Genomic DNA, 20,473 nt, shown 5'->3' on the forward strand with positions numbered 1-20,473 from the left:
ACGGCCGGTCCGAAGGCCCGGCAGAGCCCCTGGCCTCAGGTGATGCCCGTTCCAGCGGCTGGGAAGACCGCGCACGCCCAGGTGGCCAGAACCAGGCCGGGACCGTAGGGGACGCGGAGGGGGCCGGCTCGGATTCGGGAGCGGGCGGGGGCTGACGGCGGTGAGGGGGCTTCGGCTGTCGGGGCGGGAGTCGGGTCTGTTGGCGAGGCGGGAGCGGGTGGGTTGGGGGCGGTGGCCGTCGGCTCGGGAGTCGGGACGCTTGGCAGGAGGGTGACGTCGGGTGGTGAAGGTTCGGGGGCTGCCGGGGCGGTTGGCGTAGGAGCAGCGGCCTTTGGCACACGAGCCGGGACGGTTGGCGTGGGAGCGGTGGCCATCGGCACAGGAGCCGGACCCATCGGCGGTGCCGGGACGGCTCGTGTGGAGGCGGCGGCCATCGGCACAGGAGCCGGGCCTGTCGGCGGCCCTGGGACAGTTGGCGTGGGTGCAGCAGCCCTTGGCAGACGAGCCGGAGCGGTTGGCGGTGCCGGGACGGTTGGCGTGGGGACAGTGACCGTCGGCGCGGGAGCCCGGACGGTCGGCAGGAGCGTGACGTCGGCGGGCGCGGAGGCAGCGGCTGTCGGCGCGGATGGCTGGGCAGAAGCAATCGGCTGAGGCGTGGAGCCGGGTTGGTCCGGAGTGGGCTGGCGGAGTTCTCCAAGGGATCGGACGGCGACGCGGGCGGGTGAAACCTGGCCGGGTTGAGGGGACGGCCACCGGGCAGAAGCCCGGGACTCGCGGATTCGCCGCATCAACCACATCGGCACCACGCCCGCCAAGCTCACCATCGCCGCGAGGACGGCCGCCACGGCCGGGGCCAGTCCGCCGATCGCGCCCAGCACAGCACCGAAAGATCCGGCCAGTTTGACGTCTCCGGGACCGAGACCGCCTGCCGACAATCGGTGCACGATCAGGTGCGTGCCGCCGAACAGGAGGAAGCCCAGAACGGCTCCGGCGGCCAGTCGCCATCCTCCGCCGCTGAGGGCGGCGAGCGTGAGTGTCAGGGCGACAGCGGGATAAGCGGGCAGAGTGAGGATGTCCGGCAGGCGGCGGTATCGGGCATCGGCCAGCGCGAGGGGTACGCCGAGCACCGAAACCAGCCACGCCACCGGCAACCACCAAGCCGGGAGCGCGCCTGCCTCGGCACGCGCGGCTGCCACTGCGGCTGCCGCGACAGCAACCGTCAGGCCGAGCACGGCCGACACCGGAGCGTCGGCTTTCTTCATCATCGCCAGCAGCACGGGGACCACCGCCCCGGCTGCGAGCACTGCTGTCAGGACCATGCGAACCAGCCTGCCGCCAGGGCTTCGACCAGGGCAAACAGATCGGGGCGCGAGGGGACCCCTCGTGCGCGACACGCCGGAAGATTCACTCGACGGAGGCAGAAACGGCGCAGTACCCGGATCGTCGCCAACGCTTCGGCCCCAGCAACGGAGGCGGAATTCAGCGGCGGGAAGAAGCCAGAACCCCGTCCTCAGCGAGATCCTCAGCAAGAAAAGCCCGGCGGTGCTCAGTCGGATTGACCCCGCGCACCCGCTTGAAAGCCGAGCTGAACCCGAACGCGTCCGAGTACCCCGCCGCCCGGGCCACCTCCGCGATCGGCATCGACGGCTGTTCCGCCAGGAGATCCGCGGCCAGAGTCATCCGCCAGCGGGTCAGGTACGCCATCGGCGGCTCCCCCACCAGATCCGCGAAGCGCTTGGCCAAGGTGGACCGCGAAACCCCGGTCCGGGCGGCCAGCGTGACGACCGTCCACGGGGCTGCCGGATCCGCGTGCAGCAACCGCAGAGCCGCGCCCACCACCGGGTCCCGTTGGGCCGCCCACCACCGCGGGGGCGAGCCGCCCGGACGGTCGAACCAGTCGCGCAGGATGCAGACCAGCATCCAGTCCAGCAGACGGTCCAGGACGACCTGCTGTCCCGGCGCGTCGACGGCCAGTTCGGCCGCCAGATGGTGCAGCACGGGATCTTCCTCGGCCGAGGAAGGCGGCCGGACGACGACCGGCAGCGCATCCAGCAAAGCGGACATCCGGCTGCGGCTCCGGACCGGATACGCGCCGACGATCAGGTTGGTTTCGCCGTGGAACGGGTCGTTCCAGCCCAGGTGGTGCTGGGTGCCGCCCTGATCGGGAGTGGCGCAGAACTCGCCGCATTCGACCGGGACGGCGGAGGTGTCCAGGCGGTCCACGAAGGAGAACGGGCCGCGGACCAGGATGGTCTCGCGGGCACGCAACAGCTCCGGCGGATGGTCTTCCGGCACGACCCAGCCTTCGCCGCTCAGCAGCGTGCACAGGGTCAGCGGGGGACCCTCCACGAACCGCAGCGACCACGGCGCGGACAGGGCCGAGCAGCCGAACAGCGAGCCGTGCGCCCGGACACCTCGGATCAAATCGCTGAACGCGTCCACTCCCCCGAGGTTAGACGAATAGACAGGCAATCCGGCGTATCGCCTATGGGATCGTCCGAGCAAGCCCGGTTGAATCGAAGCCATGAGCACCCTCACCGACCATGATCTCGAATTCCTCCGCCGTCCCCTGCACGGCTTCCTGACCGTCGCCGCCGGGCCGCGGCCGCCGCAGCCTCGGCCGGTGTGGTTCGAGGCCACCGACGAGGGCACGATCCAGCTGTTCACCGCCCCGGATTCGGCCAAGATCCGCCAGTTGCGCGAGGACCCGCGCGCGTCGATCGTCGTCGCGGCGCCGGTCGGGGAAAGCGAGCGCTGGGTGTCCGTCGCCGGGCGCGTCACGATCGAGGCCGACGGCGGGCACGATCTCGCCCGCAGGCTCGCCGGGCGGTACTGGGACCTCAGCACCCCGGAAGGCCAGGCAGGAGCGAAAATCCTGCAGGACCTCCCCCAGGTCCGGGTCGTCATCCACCCGGACAAGGTGCACCGCTACGCGTTCTGAGCCGTCCGCCGCGCGCGGATCGCCTGCACCAGCAGCACCAGGCCGCAGATCACGCAGACCGCTTCGGAGAGCACGCCCCAGTACTCGTACTGGCTGTTGAACTGGTCGTGCACGCCGTAGAAGCCCACCGTCACCGACAGCAGGTAGGCCAGCAGCGTCACGCCGCCGAAGCCCAGCGTGAAGAACGCCGGCAGCCAGTGCCGCCAGGCGAGCAGCGCGACGGCGATCGCCAGACCGGCGATGCCGTTCACCAGAAAGAGCGGCCCGACCACGGGGATGTCCGCGTAGCCGCTGCCCCAGTACAGGTAGAAGTGGATCGCCGCCGAGCCGGCCAGGCCCGCCGCGCCCAGCACGCGCATCCAGGTGGTCACCATGGGCGTCTCCTTCCGTGCGGAATGCCGGATACGGACTACACGCACGGGCGAGGACGGCGGTTCACCGGCAACCCGGACGGTCCCGATTCGTTGCACAAGGCATGACTGCCGAACTTCATTCCCGCCGCTCCGTACTCGCCTCTGGGGCGGCCGTCGCAGGGACCGCCGCCGTCGCTCTCGCCGCCTGCGGGAGCGGCGGCAGCGGGACCGGACAAGCCGCGCCGAAGGAGGGCGGGAAGGTGATCACGCTGGCGGAAGTGCCGGTGGGCCAAGCGAAATCCGCGAAAACGCCGGACGGGCAAGAAGTGCTCGTGGCGCAGCCGTCAGCGGGGACGGTCGTGTGTTTCAGCGCCGTCTGCACGCACCAGGGCTGCACGGTGAACCCGCCGCAGAACGGTCAGGCGAGCTGTCCGTGCCACGGCTCGGTGTTCGACGCGCTGACCGGCGCGGTGAAGCAGGGGCCGGCGAGCCAGCCGCTGTCCAAAGTGGCCGTGAAGATCGAGAACGGCGAGGTCGTCACGGCGTGACCGGGATCGCCCTTTGTGGACATTCACTGTCCACAAAGGGCACCGGTGATCAATCGTTCCAGGTGAACAACTCGTCGCCGGCGGCGACCGTGCGCCCGCCTTCGAGGCCGGCGAGCACGTCGGCGGACGCGTCGAGGCCGACGACCGGGACGATCGGCGAGTAGCCCTTGGCGGCGACCGCCTCGGGGTCCCAGCCCACGATCGGCTGGCCGGCCCGCACCTTCTCGCCCTTGACGACGTGCAGGGTGAACCCCTCGCCCTTTTCCTTGACCGTGTCGATGCCGAGGTGCACGAGCACCGCGCGGCCGTCCTCAGTGGCCACGACGTACGCGTGCGGGTGCAGCGTCACCACGGTCCCGTCGACCGGCGCGACCGCGTCGGCGCGGCCGCCGGACGGCTTGACCGCGATGCCGGGGCCGACCATCGCCTCGGCGAACACCGGGTCCGGCACCTCGGTGATCGCGACGACCTCGCCCGCGACCGGGCTCAGGATCGGCAGGCTCACATCAAGTCCTCGATGTCGCTGGCGATGGTGTCCGCCTCCGGCCCGACGATGACCTGGACCGCCGAGCCCATCTTCACGACGCCCATCGCACCGGCCGACTTCAGCGCGGGTTCGTCCACGAGGGACATGTCCTCGAGCTCGCACCGCAGCCGCGTGATGCAGCCCTCGATCTCGATGACGTTGTCCGCGCCGCCGAGCGCCGCGAGAATCTTTTCCGGCCTGTCATCCGCCATCGCGGCCTCCTCGTATCCCGTTGGTTTTCCACCTGGAACAGGTGCGCTCCGCCACCATTACTACGCCGTTTGCCGCCTTGCCCGGCGAGCCCGGCCACGAACGGATAACGGTGGTTGACACCTGCTCGCGCTGCGGAGCATCCTGCCCCATCAGATCATTGGTCTAGACCGGAACGTACCAATCTTCCGGCGCGGACGCGAGCACCGGCCCCGGTGCGCGAAGCGAGGGAGGGTGACACCGAGATGAGTGCGGCCGCGCACATTCCGCCGTCCGACCCCGCCGAGCGCGTGGTGAACGGGCCGACCCCGAAGCACGCCCAGCTGCGGGAGATCCTGCGCCGCCTGGTGGAGCGCGAGCTCCCGCCGGGTTCGCCGATCCCCTCCGAGCGAGAGCTCGCGCAGCACTACGGCGTCTCGAGGCTCACCGTCCGCTCGGCGATCGGGAAGCTCGTCGAGGAAGGACTGCTGGCCCGGGTCAGGGGCAAGGGCACCTTCACCGCCGCCCGGCGGATGGAACTGCAGGTGTACCTGATGTCGTTCACCGACGACATGCGCCGGCGCGGGCTCACCCCGACCACCGAAGTGATCTCGACCTCGACCGAGGTCCCGCCGGTGACTTCGGCGCGCGCACTCGGCCTGTCCGAGGGCGTGGCGGCGCATCGGCTCGTGCGGCTGCGGCGCGCCGACGGCGTCCCGCTGGCCGTGGAACGCGGCTGGTACCACGCGGGCCGGACCCCCGGCCTGCTCGACCTCGACCTGACCCGTTCGCTCTACGCCCAGCTGGCCGACGCGTTCTCGCGCCGTCCGGACCAGGCGTACCAGACGGTGTGGGCCGAATCCGCGGACCGCGAAACGGCGCGCTTGCTCGGCATGCGCACCGGCAGTCCGCTCCTGGTGTTCCGCCGGGTTTCCAGCTCCGGCGGCGAACCGGTCGAGGACATGACGTCCTGGTACCGGGGCGACCACTACCAGGTGACCATGCAGCTGGACCGGAACGCCCCGAGTTCCGGCGACCAACCCCACAATGGAGGTATCCGATGAGCGCCACCACCGCGGCTGGGGCTAGCGGAAAGAAGAAGGGCGGCGGCCTTGCCGGGCTGCAGCGCTTCGGCCGCAGCCTCATGCTGCCGATCGCCACGCTGCCCGCGGCCGGTCTGCTGAACCGGCTCGGCCAGCCCGACGTCCTCGGCAAGGACGGCCTGAACTGGGGCAAGGCCGCCGACGTGATCGGCGCGGCGGGCGGTGGCATCTTCGACTGGCTGCCGCTGATCTTCGCGATCGGCATCGCGGTCGGTTTCGCCCGCAAGGGCGACGGGTCGACCGCCGTCGCGGCCGTCATTGGCTGGGTCGTGTTCAACAAGGTGATCCAGGCGATCGCCCCGATCAAGAGCCAGCAGGGCTACAAGCCCGGCTGGGACCTCGCGCCGATCCACTGGCCCTACAGCGTGCTGACCGGCATCGTGTCCGGCATCGTGGCGGCCCTGCTGTGGCAGCGCTACCACCGCATCAAGCTGCCGTCCTGGCTGGCCTTCTTCGGCGGCCGCCGGTTCGTGCCGATCATCACCGCGCTGGCGATGATCGTGCTCGGCGTCGTCTTCGGCCTGCTGTTCAAGTACGTCGACGAGGCGATCACCTCGGCGGGCAAGGCCGTCGTCGGCTCGCCGGTCCTCGGCGGCGGGATCTACGGCCTGCTCAACCGCCTGCTCATCCCGATCGGCCTGCACCAGCTGCTGAACGTGCCGGTGTGGTTCATCTTCGGCGGCGGCGACCTGACGAACTTCTTCAACCACGTGCAGGGCTCCGGTTCCTTCATGACCGGGTTCTTCCCGATCATGATGTTCGCCCTCCCGGCCGCGGCGTTCGCCATCGTGCACACCGCGCGTCCCGCGCAGCGCAAGCTCGTCGGCAGCATCATGATCTCGGCCGCGCTGACCGCCTTCGTCACCGGCGTCACCGAGCCGATCGAATTCGCGTTCATGTTCGTCGCGTGGCCGCTGTACATCTTCCACGCGGTGATGACCGGCATCTCGCTCGCGGTCTGCAACGCGCTGGGCATCAAGCTCGGCTTCTCGTTCTCCGGCGGCGCGATCGACTTCGCGCTGAACTCGTCGCTGGACACCGCGCACAAGGCGTGGCTGCTGATCCCGATCGGGCTCGTCCTCGCCGTGATCTACTACGTGGTGTTCCGCTTCGTGATCACCAAGTTCAACCTGCGCACGCCGGGCCGCGAGGACGATTCGGTCGAGGCCGACCTCGAGCGCACGGCCGCGAAGTAACACCCGAGAAAAGCAAGAGAGGTACACCATGCCGGAGAAACGCGTCACCGTGGCCAGCAAGGTGGGGCTGCACGCCCGCCCGGCTGCCCTGGTCGCCAAGGCGGCCGCGGCCCAGCCCGTGGCGGTGCAGATCGCCAAGAACGGCGGCGACCCGGTGGCCGCCGGCAGCGTCCTCAACCTGATGACCCTCGCCGCCGCGTACGGCGACGAGGTCGTCATCAGCGCCGAAGGAGAAGGCGCCGAGGCGGCGGTCGAGGCCGTCGCCGAGCTGGTCGCCACCGATCTAGACGCAGGCTAATTGCCATCTGCTGAATGGGGAGAATTGACAGTTCTCTCCATTCAGCGGGCCGTATAGTTCTTCGCAAGACCCTTCGAGTGGCCGAAAAACATTACGGGCCCTCGCCACTTGGATGACGCGAAGAACAAATCTTCCCAAGGTAAACATAAAGATCGATATTGGTCGCCCTCTGCATCACCGTAGCGCATCGCTATGCCTTCGGCGATGACAGCATCCAAGTGGCGCCCATCCGAACTCACCGTACTCTTCGAAACTAGACTATCTTCCTTACGCACACTGATCAGTCTCTTAAGGGACGGATCAGTCAAGCCGTCAGCCATCAACATCGATATTCCTCGAAAGTACCACGCATCAGGACTGCATCCACCATCAAGGTCATCCATTTTTGAGCAGTAACTCTCGACCTCTATGAAAAATCTGTGAAATAGAAGATTTTGACATGCCAGCGCGAGAGTGCTGCGCAAATAGACCCTTGGTGCGGTTATATCTCCTCCCTGCGGCTCATCTTTACGATTTCGAAGAAGCTCCTCACAGGCGGCGGCGATTGAGTCCGGCCCGAGGACTGACAGGCCGTCACGCACAGTAAAGTACAGCCATCGCGGATTCCCTGGGTCACGCCCTCGCGCCAAATCCAGCAGAGACAGGTTTCTTTCGATCTTACCTTTGATACGTCGGACCTGATCCCCATAGCCGTCATGATTTACAGTGACATCCACCTTAACCAGGCTAACTGGAAGGCCGTCCGCCTTGTCGACTATCGGATATTCGTGAACCTCACCGCGGTATCTGATTTTTCCGTCGGCCCGGTATATTCGCGGGACATTCTTAACCCACGAATTACGGTCGACGTCGAAGATGGCTGGCGCAATAGCAATACCTCTCGAGCCTCCAGCACGAATACTACCCAAGGCCGCCAGAAGATCCGAGGCCGCGCCAGTCGCAAGCCACTCGTCGGCATCTAGAAAGAACACCCAACCTTCGCCAACTAGGTCGAGCGCAAAATTTCTGATATCTGCAAACGAGTCCACCCATGGCGTTTCGACTAATTCAACACCGAAAGAAGCATAACGACCGACTATTTCGCATGTTCCATCGTCCGAACCGGTGTCGACTACTACAACCCGGAAAAATCCCTGGTCGACTACGCTGTCAAGACAGCGCACAATACACCGTGCCTCATTTTTTGCCAGTATAAGAATACTGACCTTCGGGATCGCCATTTTTCACCCCCTGCCGCCTGGGTGCGCGACAAATATTTCCCGTCGCGCACCCAGAGCCTAAATCATCTAAACTCAGGCAAAAACTCGCACACAGGCTTCCTGTTGCCCACCGTCAGTCTCCGGTGCGCCGCATGCACCGAAGTAAATCGTAAGATGAAATACATAGCAGCGCACAATTCCACCATTCGGCGAGTAATTGTACAAGTATTGATAATAGAATTCCGCGGTCCCGCAATACCTCGACTGAGACCGCGGAATAGGCTCGAGGTCACACGACATCACCTTCACCGCCCGCGATGTCGCCGCATGCGCCGACGTGACTGGCGCCGCCTCTGCAACTCCGCCGAAACCGGCAAGGGCGGCTCCAGCAGCAAGTGCACCCACCGCAAGCTTGGTTCTCAGCCGGCGTGCACCATGGTTCAACCCAGCCCTAGGCGCAGGCGAATCGAGATTCACCTCAACGCGATTCAAGAACGCAATTCGCGCGTCATTTTCCATTTTATCATCCCTTTGCGATAAATGCTGACCATGCAGGACAGTTCGAGAGCAAAGAGAACACAAGGGTAGCAGTGTTTTTAACCTGCCACCACAAGTTGAAATCCAAAAAAGGAAGTCAGTTCCAGAAATATCGAAACCAATCTCCGACTGAGCTTATCCCCACGCCCTCCCCTGCAACTACGACCATACTGCTGGAGAACAGGACGGAAACCCGCCAACCGAGTGACCGAAGACAAGACATGACGCCAAGCTGCGACGGTTGCTCCATCAGGTGGAAGCTTTGCGGACCCACACGGCGCTAGAGACCAATGATGGGCGGACTAGTTGGCCGCCGAACGGCTCTATTATGCTGGCGGACATGGAGAGTCTGCGCCTGATCGACGAATGGCCAGTGGACAACGCCGCGGCCGGGGTGGTCTCCGCTTCCGGCGAGGTGCGCGGACGCCACGGCGACCCGGCCCGTCCGTTCCGGCTCGCGTCGGTCACCAAGCTGCTCACTGCCTACACCGCGCACATCGCGATCGAAGAGGGCGTCGTCGAGCTGGACACGCCTGCCGGGCCGGAGGGTTCCACCGTCGCGCATCTGCTCGCGCACACCTCGGGGCTCGCCTTCGACGCGCACAAGGCGATGGCCGAGCCCGGCACGCGCCGGCTGTACTCCAACGCCGGGTTCGAGGAGCTTGCCGACGCGCTGGCCGAGCATTCCGGCATCGCGTTCGCCGAGTATCAGCGTGAAGCGCTGTTCGAACCGCTCGGCATGACGTCGACCCATCTGGACGGCTCGCCCGCCGCGGGCGCGGTGTCCACATTGGACGATCTGCTGCGGTTCGCCGCGGAGCTGCAGGCACCTAAGCTTCTCGCGCCGGAAACCCTCAATGCGGCTACCGAAATCGCCTTCCCCGGGCTGAACGGCGTGCTGCCCGGCTTCGGGCACCAGAAACCGAACGACTGGGGTCTCGGGTTCGAAATCCGCGACCACAAGAGTCCGCATTGGACGGGTGCGAACAGCTCGCCGCGCACGTTCGGCCACTTCGGGCAGTCGGGGACTTTCCTGTGGGTCGATCCGGAAGCGGGCCACGCCTGCGTCGGGCTCGCCGACCGGTCATTCGGGCCGTGGGCGGCGCAAGTGTGGCCGCCGTTCACCGACGCCGTGCTGGCGGAACTCTCCGCGTGAGACTCTGGCCAGCGCTAGCTGCTCTGCTGCTCGTCGCGAGTTGTTCAGCTCCGGCCGCGCAAACCCCAGCGCCGCAAGCATTGCCCGCGCCGGGCGCTCCGCTTCCGTTGGGCACCAACGGTGCCGCGGCACCCAAGCTCGACTGGACACCGTGCCACGGCGGATTCCAGTGCGCGACCGCGCCGGTTCCGTTGAGCTATCGCGAGCCTGGCGGCGCGAAGCTGAACCTCTCGGTGATTCGCATGCCCGCCACCGATCCCGCGCATCGCGCCGGGTCGCTGGTGATCAATTTCGGCGGCCCGGGCACCGACGGGGTCGGCGAGCTGATGCGGTTCGGCCCGCGTTATCCGGAAGAGCTTCGGGCCAAGTTCGACCTGGTGAGCTTCGATCCGCGCGGGATCGGCGGCAGCGCTCCGGTGCAGTGCCCGGGAACGCCGCCAGCAGCCGGTTCTCCGTTGCGGGACAGCGCGGCGTTCTGGACCGCGAGCGCGGCCGTCGGCAAGGCTTGTGCGGCGGGCACGGGTGCCGAGTTGTCGCACCTGTCGACCGCGAACGTCGCACGGGACATGGATTTGCTCCGCCAGTCGCTCGGCGAGCAGCAACTGAACTTCTACGGCTATTCGTACGGCACGCATCTCGGCGGCACGTACGCGAACCTGTTCCCCGGCAAGCTGCGCGCGATGGTTCTCGACGGAACGCTCGACCTCGTCGCGAACGCCACCGGACAGCCTGGCCAGCAGCACAAACCGGTCGACGTGCGCGCCGACGTCGCAACGGCTCAGCAGCAGGAACTCGAAGCATTCTTCGCCGCCTGCGACGCAGCTGGGCCAGACAAATGCGCGTTCGCGGGCGGTGACCTGAAACAGAAATTCGCTGCGGTCTACGCGCGGCTGACGCACGGCCCGGTCGGCGGCATGACGGTGTCGTCGCTGATGGAAACGATCGATCGGGCGCTGTATCAATCGTCCCGGTGGCCGCGTCTGGCGAAGACGCTCGCCGGGCTCGTACCGTCGTCGCCAGTCTCCCCCGCGCCCGTCCTCGACCCGCGTGTGCCGACGCATTCGCCCGGATTCCTCGCCGTGCAATGCCTGGACAGCGAACTCCCGCAGGACACTGCCAGCTACACCGAACTCGCTGCGGCAGAAGCGAAACGGCAGCCGTACTTCGGGGTCGCGCCGGTGTTTTCGATGGCGCAGTGCGTCGGCTGGCCCGCGCGGGACGAGGACCGCTACCTCGGGCCGTGGAACCGGTCGCGGCAGCACCCGATCCTGATCCTGGCCAACCGGAACGACCCGGTCACGCCGCTCGCCAACGCCCAGGCCACCGCGCGGGAACTCGGCGACGGCCACGTGGCCGTGGTGGACGGTGCCGGGCACACGACGCTCGACGTGCCCAGCACGGCCGCTTCCGCAGCCATGGCACGGTATTTCGCGGATCTGACCGTGCCTCCGGACGGGACTGTCTATCCGCCGGAGGTCCGGCCGTTCCCCTAGCCGTTCAGCACGTTGATCGGCTCGCCCGCCTGGAACGCGGCGATGTCCTCCACCGCGCCGCCGTAGAAGATCTCGTACGTTTCCCGGCTCACGTAACCGATGTGCGGCGTCAGGATCGCGTTGTCCAGCGTCCGCAGAGGATGGTCCGCAGGCAGCGGCTCGACATCGTAGACATCCAACGCCGCCGCGGCGATCTTCTTGGCGCGCAACGCATCCACCAATGCCGACTCGTCGACAATCGGGCCACGCGAGGTGTTCACCAGCAGCGCGGACGGCTTCATCGCGTCGAATTCGGCAGCACCGACCAGACCCCGGGTGCGCTCGGACAGGACCAAGTGGACGGACAGCACATCAGACTGAGTGAACAAGTCCTCTTTGGACACTGCCGTGACACCGTGCTCCGCCGCTCGCTCCGGGGTGAGATTCTGGCTCCACGCAATCGGTTTCATCCCGAACGCCTGGCCGATCCGCGCGACCTCGGCACCCAGCCTGCCGAGGCCAAGCAGACCGAGTGTCTTGTCCCGCAACGCCATCCCGAGCCCGACCTGCCAGCCGCCCTCGCGCATCGAAAGAAACTCCAAGGGCAGATTGCGCGCACCGGCCAGGATGAGCGCCCAAGCGTGTTCCACCGTCGGCGCGGCCAGCGCACCGGTCGCGGACACCACCACGCCGCACCGCTTCGCCGCGTCCAGATCGATCGCAGCGTTCCGCCGACCGGTACTGACCAGCAGCTTCAGTGCGGGCAGCCGGTCGAACACCGCGCCCGGGAACGGCGTGCGCTCGCGCATCGCGACCACGACGTCGAACCCGGCCAGCCGCGTCACCACCTCGTCCGGCCCGGCGAACGGCTCGCTGAACACCTCGATCTCCGCCCCGAGCGACTCCCAGTCCGCACACCGGAGAGCCACGTTCTGGTAGTCGTCGAGGATCGCGATCTTCATGCCGCCCACCGTAACCCGAGGGTCAGGCGTTCCGCGCCCGCTCGATGATCGCGTTGATCACCTCGCTCTTCGCGTCGGCGTAGTACTGGACGTATTCCCAGGTCCGCGCGGCGAGTTCGCGCTTCTTCGCCAGGTACAGCGCCAGCTCCTCCGGATGGCTGCGCAGCCGGCCGCGGAACAGCCGGTAACGCTCGGTCTCGCCGTTGCCCGGCGAATGGACGTGCAGGTTGATATTCGTGTCCGGACCCTTGAACAAACGGTGTTTCTCCCAGTCCGGCTCGCGGATCGTCAGCCGGTATCCCGCCGCTTCGAGGTCGGGCACGTACGCCGGTTCGTCGTCCGAATCAGGCACTTCGAGCAGAATGTCGATGATGGGCTTGGCGGCGAGGCCGGGCACCGACGTGGACCCGACGTGTTCGAGCACCAGCACGCGTTCCCCGAGCACGTCGCGGATCCGTGCCGCCTCGCGTTCGTAGAGACGCGGCCATTCCGGGTCGTACTCGGCGAGCGTGATGGGTTTGCCGTGCTTCGGCGCTGTGCCGACCGACGCCGCTTGGATCGACGCCTCGTCGTTCTGTTGACTGGCCACAGTGATTCCCCCCTGTCGACTGAAAGCAGCCGACCAGGATATCAGGAAATCGGCAGCGGCAGGATGTTTCCGCTCGCCTCGCGCAGCGCCGCCCGCATTTCCTCGCGCGGTGCCGGTCGCCCGGTGAAATGCTCCGCTTGCCCGAATGCCTGGTGCAGCAACATGTCGAGCCCGGTCGCGAGCCGTCCGCCGCGCCGTTCGACGGCTTCGGCCAGCGGCGTCGGCCACGGGTGGTAGATCACGTCGAGCACGCTGCCGACCCGGGCCAGCTCCGCGACGTGCGGCACGACCGCGTCCGGCGGCACCGTGTTGACCAGCACCGCCGCAGTGTCCGCCAGCTCCGCGAAGTCCACTTCGGACCATCGCAGCACGTCCACGTCCAGCCCCGCGCGTTTCGCCGCGTCCACGGTTTCCGCGGCCCGCGCCGGTTCCCGCACCACCAGACGCACCTTCGTGACGCCCAGCGCGGCCAATCCGACCACCGCGGCCGCGGCCGTCCCGCCCGCGCCGAGCACCACCGCCTGGTCGCTCGCGGAAGGCGAATAGCCACCGGCGTACCGCAGGGCTCCGGTCACGCCGTCGACGTCGGTGCAATCGGCGAGCCAGCCTTCCGGAAGGCGCACGAGCGTGTTCGCCGCGCCGACCGCAGCCGCGCGCGGGGTGACCTCGGCGGCGTGGTCGAGCGCAGCCCGTTTGCCCGGCATGGTGACCGAAAGGCCGACCCACTCCGGACCGAGACCGTCGACGAACCCGGGCAGCTCAGCGGCATCCGTCTCGACGCGGTCGTAAGTCCAGCCGTCCAGGCCTAGCGCCGCGAACGCCGCGCGGTGCAGCACCGGCGACAGCGAATGCGCCACCGGCTTGCCCAGCACCGCCGCGCGGCGCGGCCGGTCATTTGATGACGCCACGCTGCTCCGCCAGGGCCCTGTTCGCGTTGTGCTGGTCGTTCGTGACCGCGAAGCAGGAATGCCCGTCCTTCTCGCACTTCACGAAGTACGCCCAGTCGCCAGGGGTCGGGCTGACCGCGGCCTTGATCGCGTCCATGCTGGGCACCGCGATCGGAGTCGGCGGGAGACCGTAGTTGGCGTAGGTGTTGTACGGTCCCGCTTTCGCCCGGTCCTCGGGTTGCGTGAGCAGCGTCGGGCGGTCCAGCACGTAGTTGACCGTGGAGTCCAGCTGCAGCCTGATCCTCTGCGAGAGCCGGTTGTAGATCACTCGCGAAATCTTGCCGAAGTCCGGCTTGATCGCCTCGCGTTCGATGAGCGACGCGATGATCAGCGTCTCGTACGGCGATTTCCCCGGCCCGGTGTTCTGCGCGGTGAGCCCGGCGGCCTGGATCGAATCGGCCGACTGCTTCACCAGATCGGTGAGCAGTTCGGTCGCGCTCCAGCCGGGTTTCACGTCGTAGACGCCGGGCGCGATCAGGCCTTCGAGCCGTTTGTCCTTGCTCAGCGCCTTGCCCGCGTCGGCCAGCGCCCACTCCGGCGCGCCGAGCGCCTTGAGGTCGGCGTCGGCGACGGTCTTGCGCAGCTGATCGACCGGAATGCAGGTGCTCTTGCCGTTCACAGTCGCGCACGAGGCCTTCGACATCAAGCTGTACACGCCCGGCGTGACCTTGCCGTCGGGCTGGGTGATGTCGTCGAACTGCGTGTACGGCCGGATTTCCAGCCGCCCGACCCGCGCCGTCGACGAGGTGATCAGGTCGACCGCGCCCTCGCCCGACATGTGCTGGCGCATCAGGTAGTAGCCCTGCTGGATCTTGCTGAGCGCGGTGTTCTCCGCGCCCGCCTTCACGAACGCCCGGGAACTGGCGACCACGCCCGCGTCGGTGAGCTTCGCGCCGATCGCGGACGTCGTGTCGCCCTGTTCGACCTGCACGAGCGCGTCGCCCTCGCCGGGGCCGTCGAAGTCCGCGTAGCCGAAGATCTTCTGGTACCCGAAATAGGCACCGCCGCTGAGCAGGACGAGCACGAGCACCGCCGCGATCCAGCCGATCGCGCGCTTGCGCTTCTTGCGCGGCTTCTTCGCGGGCGGCTCCTCGACCGGCGGCTCGGCCGCGTCTTCGGCGGGGTAGCCGTCCTCGTCGTAGCCGTCGTACTCGTCGTCGTAGTCCTCGTACTCGCCGTATTCGTCGTACTCGTCTTCGAAGAGGTCGTCGATCGGCTGCTGGTCCGGGTGCTCCGGTTCGTGCGCGGCGGCGGGCACGGTGGGGATCACTTCGGTGGGCTGCTCGACCGGCTGCCTGCGCGGCGGCTGGCTGCGCGGATCGCGCGGCATCGACGCGTCCGCGAAACGCGGGTCGCGCGGCATGGAAGCGTCGGCGAACCGGGGATCGCGCGGCATCGACGCCTCAGCGAAGCGCGGGTCCGGCGGCATCGACGCGTCCGCGAACCTGGGGTCGCGCGGCATCGAGGCCTCGGCGAACCGGGGATCCGGCGGCATCGAGCCGTCCGGCGGCGGCGCGGGCGCACGCCGGGCCGGAGGGGGCGGCGGCAGGTCCGGCGCCCGGCGACGGCCAGGCGCGGCGGCTTCCGCCGGAGAGTCGACGTCGTCCCGGCGACGGCGGCCGGACGGCGGTTCGACATCGACCGGAGGCGGAATGTCCTCGCGCCGACGGCGACGGCCAGCGGGAGGCTCGACCGGCGGCGGCGCGTCTTCGAGACGGCGACGGCCTGCCGGAGGCTCGGCGTCGGCCGGAGGCGGAACGTCCTCGCGGCGACGGCGGCGACCGGCTGGCGGCTCGACGTCAGCGGGCGGAATTTCGTTCCCGGCCACCGGTGCATCGCCCGGGGCTATCCGGCGCGGCCGGGCGCGCGGAAGGTCGTCGGCCGCGTGCGGCGGCAGGTCCCAGTTCTCCGTCGAGCGCTTCGGCCGGTCCTGCGGCGGGGCCGGACGGCGACGCCGGGCCGGCGGCGCGTCGGCGGCCGCGCGACGAGGCGGCTCGGCGGGAGGCATCGCGTCCGGTGCGACGCGACGGGTCGCTTCGCCGGCCGGACGAGGTGCTCCCTCGGGCGCACGACGGCGTCCCTCCGCGGCGGGAGGACGCGGAGGAACTTCGCCACGCGGACGTCGTCGTTCTCCGGACGGCGGCATGCCGTCCGGCGCCTCGCCGCGCGCGCGGCGAGGAGGTGGTTCGTCTTCAGGCTCGCGTCGCCTGCGCCGCCCGCCCGGAGCGCCGGGACCCGCTGCGGGGTCCGGGAAATCCGGGGTGTCGGGGTTGCGCAGCCGACGGCGGCCGCCCGGGTCGCCGGGGCCGCGGGGGTCGGTCATGAGTCGCCTTTCCGGGCGCGGTGCGCGGCGGCGGCGTCGAGCCAGGCTTGCAGGATCTCGACTGCCGCTGCCTGGTCCACCACGGCGCGCTGCTTGCGTCCCTTGACCCCCCGCTGGGACAGCATTCGCGACGCGGTGACCGTCGTCAACCGCTCGTCTGCCAGCCGCACGGGCACGTCCCCCACGCGCCCGGCGAGCTTCTCCGCATACGCGAGCGCGATGTCCGCGGCCGCGCCCTGCCGGTTCGCCAGCGTCCTCGGCAAGCCCACGATCACCTCGACCACCTCGTGTTCGGTGACGAGATCGGCAAGCCGGTCCAGATCGCTGTCGTCCTTCGCATCACGGGAGAGGGTAACGAGCGGGCTCGCGAGCACGGGGGCGGGATCGCTCAGCGCGACCCCCACCCGGACAGACCCGACATCGACCGCGAGCCGCCTGCCCCGCCCCGGATCGGACTCGCCGGGCCGATCCGGGCCTCTCCGGGGGTTAGCGGCCAAGGTTCGCGACCGCCGCGCGCAGGGCCGTCACAGCCTGCTCCGCGCCCGCCGGGTTGCTGCCGCCGCCTTGGGCCATGTCCGGCTTGCCGCCGCCGCGTCCGCCGATCGCCTCGGCGAACGACGGCACGAGCTTGCCCGCCGCGATTCCCTTGTCGCGCGCCGCGGAGGTCGTGGCGACCACGAAGGCCACCTTCTCCCCCGAGGGCGCGAACAGCGCGACCACACCGGCGCGTTCGCCGAGCCGGCCGCGGATGTCCGACGCGAGCGCGCGCAGGCCGTTGCCGTCGACGTCCGGCACGACCTCGGCGACCACCGAGACGCCGGAGACGTCCTGCGCCTTGTCCGCCAGGGCGCCCGCCGAGCCGAGCACCTGCTGCGTGCGCAGCTGCTCGATCTCCTTCTCCGCGTTCTTCAGCCGGGACAGCACGTCCTCGATGCGGCCGGGCAGTTCGTCCGAGGGCACCTTGAACGTGTTCGCCAGCTGCGACACGAGCAGCTGCTCCTTGCGGACGTGCTTCAGCGCGTCCGGGCCGACCAGCGCCTCGACGCGGTGCACGCCGGAGCCGACCGACGCGTCCGACACCAGCTTGACCAGGCCGAGCTGGCCGATCCGGCCGACGTGCGTGCCGCCGCACAGCTCGCGCGAGTACTCGCCCATGTCGACGACGCGGACGTCGTTGCCGTACTTCTCGCCGAAGAGCGCGACCGCGCCCAGCTCGAGGGCCTTGTCCTTGGTCGTGGTGTAGCTCTGCACCTCGACGTCGGTCTGCAGGTAGTCGTTCACTTCCTGCTCGACCTCGGTGAGGATGTCGGTCGACACCGCGCCCGGAGTGGTGAAGTCGAAGCGCATCCGGCCCGGCGCGTTGAGCGAACCGGCCTGCGCCGCGCGCTTGCCGTACGCGCCGCGGACCGCCGCGTGCACCAGGTGCGTGGCGGAGTGCGAGCGCTCGATCGACAAGCGGCGGTTCGCATCCACCGATCCGGTGAGCCGGGTGTCGATCCCGACCTCGCCCTGGGTGACCTCGACGCGGTGCACGAACAGCCCCGGCACGATCTTCTGCACGTCGAGCACCTTCAGCTCGACGCCGTCGCCGACCAGCACGCCGGTGTCGGCGATCTGCCCGCCGCTCTCGGCGTAGAACGGGGTGCGGTCGAGCACCAGCTCGGCCTTGTGCCCCGCGGCGACGCTGCGCACCGGCAGGCCGTCCTCGAGCAGGCCGACGACCTTCGCGTCCGCCTGCAGCTCGGTGTAGCCGAGGAACTCGGTTTCGCCGTGCTGCTCCAGCACCTTGCGGTACTCGGACAGGTCGCCGTGGCCGCTCTTGCGGGACGCCGCGTCCGCCTTCGCGCGCTTGCGCTGCTCTTCCATGAGCGTGCGGAAGCCGTCCTCGTCCACGGTCAGGCCCTGTTCGGCGGCCATTTCGAGGGTGAGGTCGATCGGGAAGCCGTAGGTGTCGTGCAGCTGGAACGCTTTGTCGCCGGCGAGCACGTCGCCGCCGCCCTTCTTCGTCTCGGCCGCGGCCAGGTCGAAGATGCGCGAACCGCTGGTGAGGGTGGCGAGGAACGCCTCCTCCTCGACGCGCACGACCTCGGAGATCCGGTCGAAGCCGCTGACCAGCTCGGGGTAGGTCGGGCCCATGGTCTTGCTGACGACCTTCGCGAACTCCTGCAGCACCGGCTCCTGCACGCCCAGCAGGCGCGTGGAGCGGACGATGCGGCGCAGCAGCCGGCGCAGCACGTAGCCGCGGCCGTCGTTGCCCGGGGTGACGCCGTCGCCGATCAGCAGCACGCCGGTGCGCGCGTGGTCGGCGATGACGCGGAAGCGCACGTCGTCGGCGTGGTTGGCGCCGTAGCGGCGGCCGGAGAACTCCTCGGCGCGGCCGATCACCGGGCGCACCAGGTCCGTCTCGTACACATTCTCGACGCCCTGCAGGATCGTCGCGACGCGCTCGACGCCCATGCCGGTGTCGATGTTCTTCTTCGGCAGCTCGCCGATCGGCGGGTGGCCCAGCTTCGGGCTCTTCTCGCCGCGGACGTCCTGCATGAAGACGAGGTTCCAGATCTCGATGTAGCGGTCCTCGTCGGCGACCGGGCCGCCTTCACGGCCGTACGCCGGGCCGCGGTCGTAGTAGATCTCCGAGCACGGGCCGCCGGGACCGGGCACGCCCATGTCCCAGTAGTTGTCCTTGCCGTCGCGGACCTGGATGCGCTCGCTGGGCAGGCCGGTGAGCTTGCGCCACAGGCCGGCCGCCTCGCTGTCCTTCTCGTAGACGGTCGCCCAGATCCGGTCCGGGTCGAGGCCGAAGCCGCCGTCGTCCTGGGACTTGGTGATCAGCTCCCAGGCGTTCTCGATCGCGCCTTCCTTGAAGTAGTCGCCGAACGAGAAGTTGCCCGCCATCTGGAAGAACGTGTTGTGCCGGGTGGTCTTGCCGACCTCGTCGATGTCCGGCGTGCGCACGCACTTCTGCACCGAGGTCGCGCGCGGGTACGGCGGCGGGGCCTCGCCGAGGAAGTACGGCTTGAACTGGACCATGCCCGCGTTGACGAACAGCAGGTTCGGGTCGTCCAGGATCAGCGGGGCGCTCGGCACGCGCGTGTGGCCCCGGCTCTCGAAATGGCGCAGGAAACGGTCGGTGATCTCGTGTGTGTCCACGGGTACGTCCTTGTGCTGGAACCCGGCTTCGGCCGGGGAAGGAAACGGGGGTCGGAGGCGGCGGAAGGCGCGCGGAGATCAGCCCTCCGCCCGGCGAGCTCGCCGGGCGGGGCGACGTGCGGCGTGCCTGCCCGCGCCCGAAGGCGGGGCGAGCACGGCGGTCCGCTCCTCGACCATGTCGTGCAGCTCCTGTTCCCGTTCGTTCATCCCGGCGCGCACCTCGGCGCCGAACGAACCGACGGCGCCCGCGAGTTCCCGCACGGCGTCGCCCAAGTTCGATGCTAACCCGGCCGGCGTGGCCTGACGAGCCGTTTCGCTCGCCTTGCGGCTCAGCGCGACCCCGGCGACGACCCCGACCCCGAGCCAGAACAGCCGCTTCACTTCTTCCCCCGGCGGGCCGGGCGCTGCGCCTTCGAAGCCTTCGCTTCCTGCTTCTTGCGGCGCGCGCGGATGGCCTTGCTGATCCCGTACGACAGCGCGGCGGTCTTCACCAGCGGGCCGCCGAGCGTCGCGGTGAACACCGACGAGAGCGCGGACACGTTGCCGCTCACCGCCTGTGCGTTCGCGGTGATCCCGTCGACGCGCTCGAGCTGGGTGTTGACGTGCGTGATCGTCTCGTTGGCCCCGATCAGGATCGGGTCGCTGTTCTCGTGCGCCTTGCGGATCGCGATCGTCGCCTCGTCCAGCGTGCGGCCGAGCTTGAGCAGCGGGATCGCCAGCAGCAAGACCAGCAGTACGAAAGCTCCTGCGGCGATCAGCGCGGCGATCTGCCCTGCCGACACGGGCCCTCCTCGGGTGGTGCGGGGTCTTAGGTGCTGTGAGGTTACCGCCTGTGGCTGTGTTTGATTGCGGCGGCTTCGCCGCCGCGGCGAGATCGCCTGGAAGTCGGCGTGTCAGCGAGTGGTGCGCCCGCCTGGGGGCAGAAGAACCACCCCCCCCCCCAACCACACCACCCCCCCCCCTTATCCGCCAAACAAAAAAAGT

Annotated in this window: 20 protein-coding genes and 1 pseudogene; 7 read left to right on the forward strand and 14 right to left on the reverse strand. The window is 68.7% G+C overall.

The genetic code is table 11. The features are described from left to right. Positions 1 to 35 precede the first annotated feature (35 nt). Together ACZ7OI_RS34905 and ACZ7OI_RS34910 are read right to left on the reverse strand one after the other, a co-directional pair. The gene (locus ACZ7OI_RS34905; RefSeq protein ID WP_470268338.1) at positions 36 to 1,319 is read right to left on the reverse strand and encodes a prepilin peptidase; all 1,284 of its coding nucleotides are present in this window, start codon (positions 1,317 to 1,319) and stop codon (positions 36 to 38) included. A 160-nt stretch (positions 1,320 to 1,479) separates the two neighbouring features. Then, positions 1,480 to 2,442: an AraC family transcriptional regulator gene (locus tag ACZ7OI_RS34910; RefSeq protein ID WP_470268339.1), complete on the reverse strand. Its 963-nt coding sequence runs from the start codon at positions 2,440 to 2,442 to the stop codon at positions 1,480 to 1,482. 82 nt (positions 2,443 to 2,524) lie between these two features. On the opposite strand from ACZ7OI_RS34910, the gene ACZ7OI_RS34915 reads away from it, so the two are divergent. Further along, positions 2,525 to 2,941, forward strand: coding sequence for a pyridoxamine 5'-phosphate oxidase family protein (locus ACZ7OI_RS34915; protein WP_470268340.1), 417 nt, complete (start codon positions 2,525 to 2,527; stop codon positions 2,939 to 2,941). On the opposite strand, the gene ACZ7OI_RS34920 is transcribed toward ACZ7OI_RS34915, so the two are convergent. Further along, entirely contained in the window at positions 2,929 to 3,315 is a 387-nt protein-coding gene (locus tag ACZ7OI_RS34920; RefSeq protein WP_470268341.1) for a hypothetical protein, read from the reverse strand. The genes ACZ7OI_RS34915 and ACZ7OI_RS34920 overlap by 13 nt on opposite strands. A 101-nt stretch (positions 3,316 to 3,416) precedes the next feature. On the opposite strand from ACZ7OI_RS34920, the gene ACZ7OI_RS34925 reads away from it, so the two are divergent. Beyond that, entirely contained in the window at positions 3,417 to 3,842 is a 426-nt protein-coding gene (locus ACZ7OI_RS34925) for a Rieske (2Fe-2S) protein (protein ID WP_470268342.1), read from the forward strand. A gap of 49 nt (positions 3,843 to 3,891) precedes the next feature. On the opposite strand, the gene ACZ7OI_RS34930 is transcribed toward ACZ7OI_RS34925, so the two are convergent. Beyond that, the gene (locus ACZ7OI_RS34930; RefSeq protein ID WP_037818962.1) at positions 3,892 to 4,347 is read right to left on the reverse strand and encodes a PTS sugar transporter subunit IIA; all 456 of its coding nucleotides are present in this window, start codon (positions 4,345 to 4,347) and stop codon (positions 3,892 to 3,894) included. Then, on the reverse strand, positions 4,344 to 4,580 hold the full coding sequence (locus ACZ7OI_RS34935; RefSeq protein WP_344267364.1) for a PTS sugar transporter subunit IIB: 237 nt from the start codon (positions 4,578 to 4,580) through the stop codon (positions 4,344 to 4,346). The genes ACZ7OI_RS34930 and ACZ7OI_RS34935 overlap by 4 nt, the downstream gene beginning before the upstream one ends. 243 nt (positions 4,581 to 4,823) lie before the next feature. Here ACZ7OI_RS34935 and ACZ7OI_RS34940 point away from each other — a divergent pair, with 243 nt between their 5' ends. The 3 genes from ACZ7OI_RS34940 to ACZ7OI_RS34950 are packed head-to-tail and all read left to right on the forward strand — an operon-like array spanning position 4,824 to position 7,154. Beyond that, positions 4,824 to 5,621: a GntR family transcriptional regulator gene (locus ACZ7OI_RS34940; RefSeq protein ID WP_470268343.1), complete on the forward strand. Its 798-nt coding sequence runs from the start codon at positions 4,824 to 4,826 to the stop codon at positions 5,619 to 5,621. Further along, positions 5,618 to 6,856, forward strand: coding sequence for a PTS transporter subunit EIIC (locus ACZ7OI_RS34945; protein ID WP_470268344.1), 1,239 nt, complete (start codon positions 5,618 to 5,620; stop codon positions 6,854 to 6,856). The genes ACZ7OI_RS34940 and ACZ7OI_RS34945 overlap by 4 nt, the downstream gene beginning before the upstream one ends. 28 nt (positions 6,857 to 6,884) lie before the next feature. Further along, positions 6,885 to 7,154, forward strand: a complete 270-nt coding sequence (locus tag ACZ7OI_RS34950) for an HPr family phosphocarrier protein (RefSeq protein WP_470268345.1) — start codon at positions 6,885 to 6,887, stop codon at positions 7,152 to 7,154. Positions 7,155 to 7,195: 41 nt separating this feature from the next. Here the strand turns inward: ACZ7OI_RS34950 and ACZ7OI_RS34955 are convergent, their stop codons facing one another. Further along, positions 7,196 to 8,374 carry a glycosyltransferase family 2 protein gene (locus ACZ7OI_RS34955; RefSeq protein WP_470268346.1) on the reverse strand — a complete coding sequence of 393 codons (1,179 nt, stop codon included), beginning with the start codon at positions 8,372 to 8,374 and terminating at the stop codon, positions 7,196 to 7,198. A gap of 856 nt (positions 8,375 to 9,230) precedes the next feature. Between ACZ7OI_RS34955 and ACZ7OI_RS34960 the strand changes: the two genes are divergently transcribed. Beyond that, positions 9,231 to 10,046 carry a serine hydrolase domain-containing protein gene (locus ACZ7OI_RS34960; RefSeq protein WP_470268347.1) on the forward strand — a complete coding sequence of 272 codons (816 nt, stop codon included), beginning with the start codon at positions 9,231 to 9,233 and terminating at the stop codon, positions 10,044 to 10,046. Beyond that, entirely contained in the window at positions 10,043 to 11,539 is a 1,497-nt protein-coding gene (locus tag ACZ7OI_RS34965; RefSeq protein WP_470268348.1) for an alpha/beta hydrolase, read from the forward strand. The genes ACZ7OI_RS34960 and ACZ7OI_RS34965 overlap by 4 nt, the downstream gene beginning before the upstream one ends. Here ACZ7OI_RS34965 and ACZ7OI_RS34970 read toward each other — a convergent pair. From ACZ7OI_RS34970 to ACZ7OI_RS35005, 8 genes and pseudogenes are all read right to left on the reverse strand, one after another. Beyond that, a complete protein-coding gene (locus tag ACZ7OI_RS34970; protein WP_470268349.1) occupies positions 11,536 to 12,480 on the reverse strand; it encodes a D-2-hydroxyacid dehydrogenase family protein in 945 nt (314 codons plus the stop codon). The two genes, ACZ7OI_RS34965 and ACZ7OI_RS34970, sit on opposite strands and share 4 nt — an antisense overlap. Before the next feature lie 25 nt (positions 12,481 to 12,505). Then, positions 12,506 to 13,039 (reverse strand): annotated as a pseudogene (locus tag ACZ7OI_RS34975) (GrpB family protein); the annotation flags it as partial. A 71-nt stretch (positions 13,040 to 13,110) separates the two neighbouring features. After that, a complete protein-coding gene (locus ACZ7OI_RS34980) occupies positions 13,111 to 13,977 on the reverse strand; it encodes a shikimate dehydrogenase (protein ID WP_470268350.1) in 867 nt (288 codons plus the stop codon). Next, complete coding sequence (gene mltG, locus ACZ7OI_RS34985; RefSeq protein WP_470268351.1) at positions 13,961 to 16,339, reverse strand: endolytic transglycosylase MltG; 2,379 nt, start codon at positions 16,337 to 16,339, stop codon at positions 13,961 to 13,963. Before mltG ends, ACZ7OI_RS34980 begins: the two co-directional genes overlap by 17 nt. Next, complete coding sequence (gene ruvX, locus ACZ7OI_RS34990) at positions 16,336 to 16,836, reverse strand: Holliday junction resolvase RuvX (protein ID WP_470268352.1); 501 nt, start codon at positions 16,834 to 16,836, stop codon at positions 16,336 to 16,338. The genes mltG and ruvX overlap by 4 nt, the downstream gene beginning before the upstream one ends. Continuing rightward, positions 16,826 to 19,489: an alanine--tRNA ligase gene (alaS, locus tag ACZ7OI_RS34995; RefSeq protein WP_470268353.1), complete on the reverse strand. Its 2,664-nt coding sequence runs from the start codon at positions 19,487 to 19,489 to the stop codon at positions 16,826 to 16,828. Before alaS ends, ruvX begins: the two co-directional genes overlap by 11 nt. Positions 19,490 to 19,567: 78 nt before the next feature. Then, entirely contained in the window at positions 19,568 to 19,870 is a 303-nt protein-coding gene (locus tag ACZ7OI_RS35000; RefSeq protein WP_182890467.1) for a hypothetical protein, read from the reverse strand. Beyond that, complete coding sequence (locus ACZ7OI_RS35005) at positions 19,867 to 20,271, reverse strand: DUF948 domain-containing protein (RefSeq protein WP_470268354.1); 405 nt, start codon at positions 20,269 to 20,271, stop codon at positions 19,867 to 19,869. The genes ACZ7OI_RS35000 and ACZ7OI_RS35005 overlap by 4 nt, the downstream gene beginning before the upstream one ends. Positions 20,272 to 20,473 lie beyond the last annotated feature (202 nt).

This window comes from Amycolatopsis sp. NPDC114503 (assembly GCF_055633655.1).

Bases quoted from the DNA above. Each gene is read 5' to 3' on its own strand.
- ACZ7OI_RS34905 (WP_470268338.1), bottom strand. From the start codon at position 1,319: ATGGTCCTGACAGCAGTGCTCGCAGCCGGGGCGGTGGTCCCCGTGCTG.
- ACZ7OI_RS34915 (WP_470268340.1), top strand. From the start codon at position 2,525: ATGAGCACCCTCACCGACCATGATCTCGAATTCCTCCGCCGTCCCCTG.
- ACZ7OI_RS34920 (WP_470268341.1), bottom strand. From the start codon at position 3,315: ATGGTGACCACCTGGATGCGCGTGCTGGGCGCGGCGGGCCTGGCCGGC.
- ACZ7OI_RS34925 (WP_470268342.1), top strand. From the start codon at position 3,417: ATGACTGCCGAACTTCATTCCCGCCGCTCCGTACTCGCCTCTGGGGCG.
- ACZ7OI_RS34935 (WP_344267364.1), bottom strand. From the start codon at position 4,580: ATGGCGGATGACAGGCCGGAAAAGATTCTCGCGGCGCTCGGCGGCGCG.
- ACZ7OI_RS34940 (WP_470268343.1), top strand. From the start codon at position 4,824: ATGAGTGCGGCCGCGCACATTCCGCCGTCCGACCCCGCCGAGCGCGTG.
- ACZ7OI_RS34945 (WP_470268344.1), top strand. From the start codon at position 5,618: ATGAGCGCCACCACCGCGGCTGGGGCTAGCGGAAAGAAGAAGGGCGGC.
- ACZ7OI_RS34950 (WP_470268345.1), top strand. From the start codon at position 6,885: ATGCCGGAGAAACGCGTCACCGTGGCCAGCAAGGTGGGGCTGCACGCC.
- ACZ7OI_RS34955 (WP_470268346.1), bottom strand. From the start codon at position 8,374: ATGGCGATCCCGAAGGTCAGTATTCTTATACTGGCAAAAAATGAGGCA.
- ACZ7OI_RS34960 (WP_470268347.1), top strand. From the start codon at position 9,231: ATGGAGAGTCTGCGCCTGATCGACGAATGGCCAGTGGACAACGCCGCG.
- ACZ7OI_RS34970 (WP_470268349.1), bottom strand. From the start codon at position 12,480: ATGAAGATCGCGATCCTCGACGACTACCAGAACGTGGCTCTCCGGTGT.
- mltG (WP_470268351.1), bottom strand. From the start codon at position 16,339: ATGACCGACCCCCGCGGCCCCGGCGACCCGGGCGGCCGCCGTCGGCTG.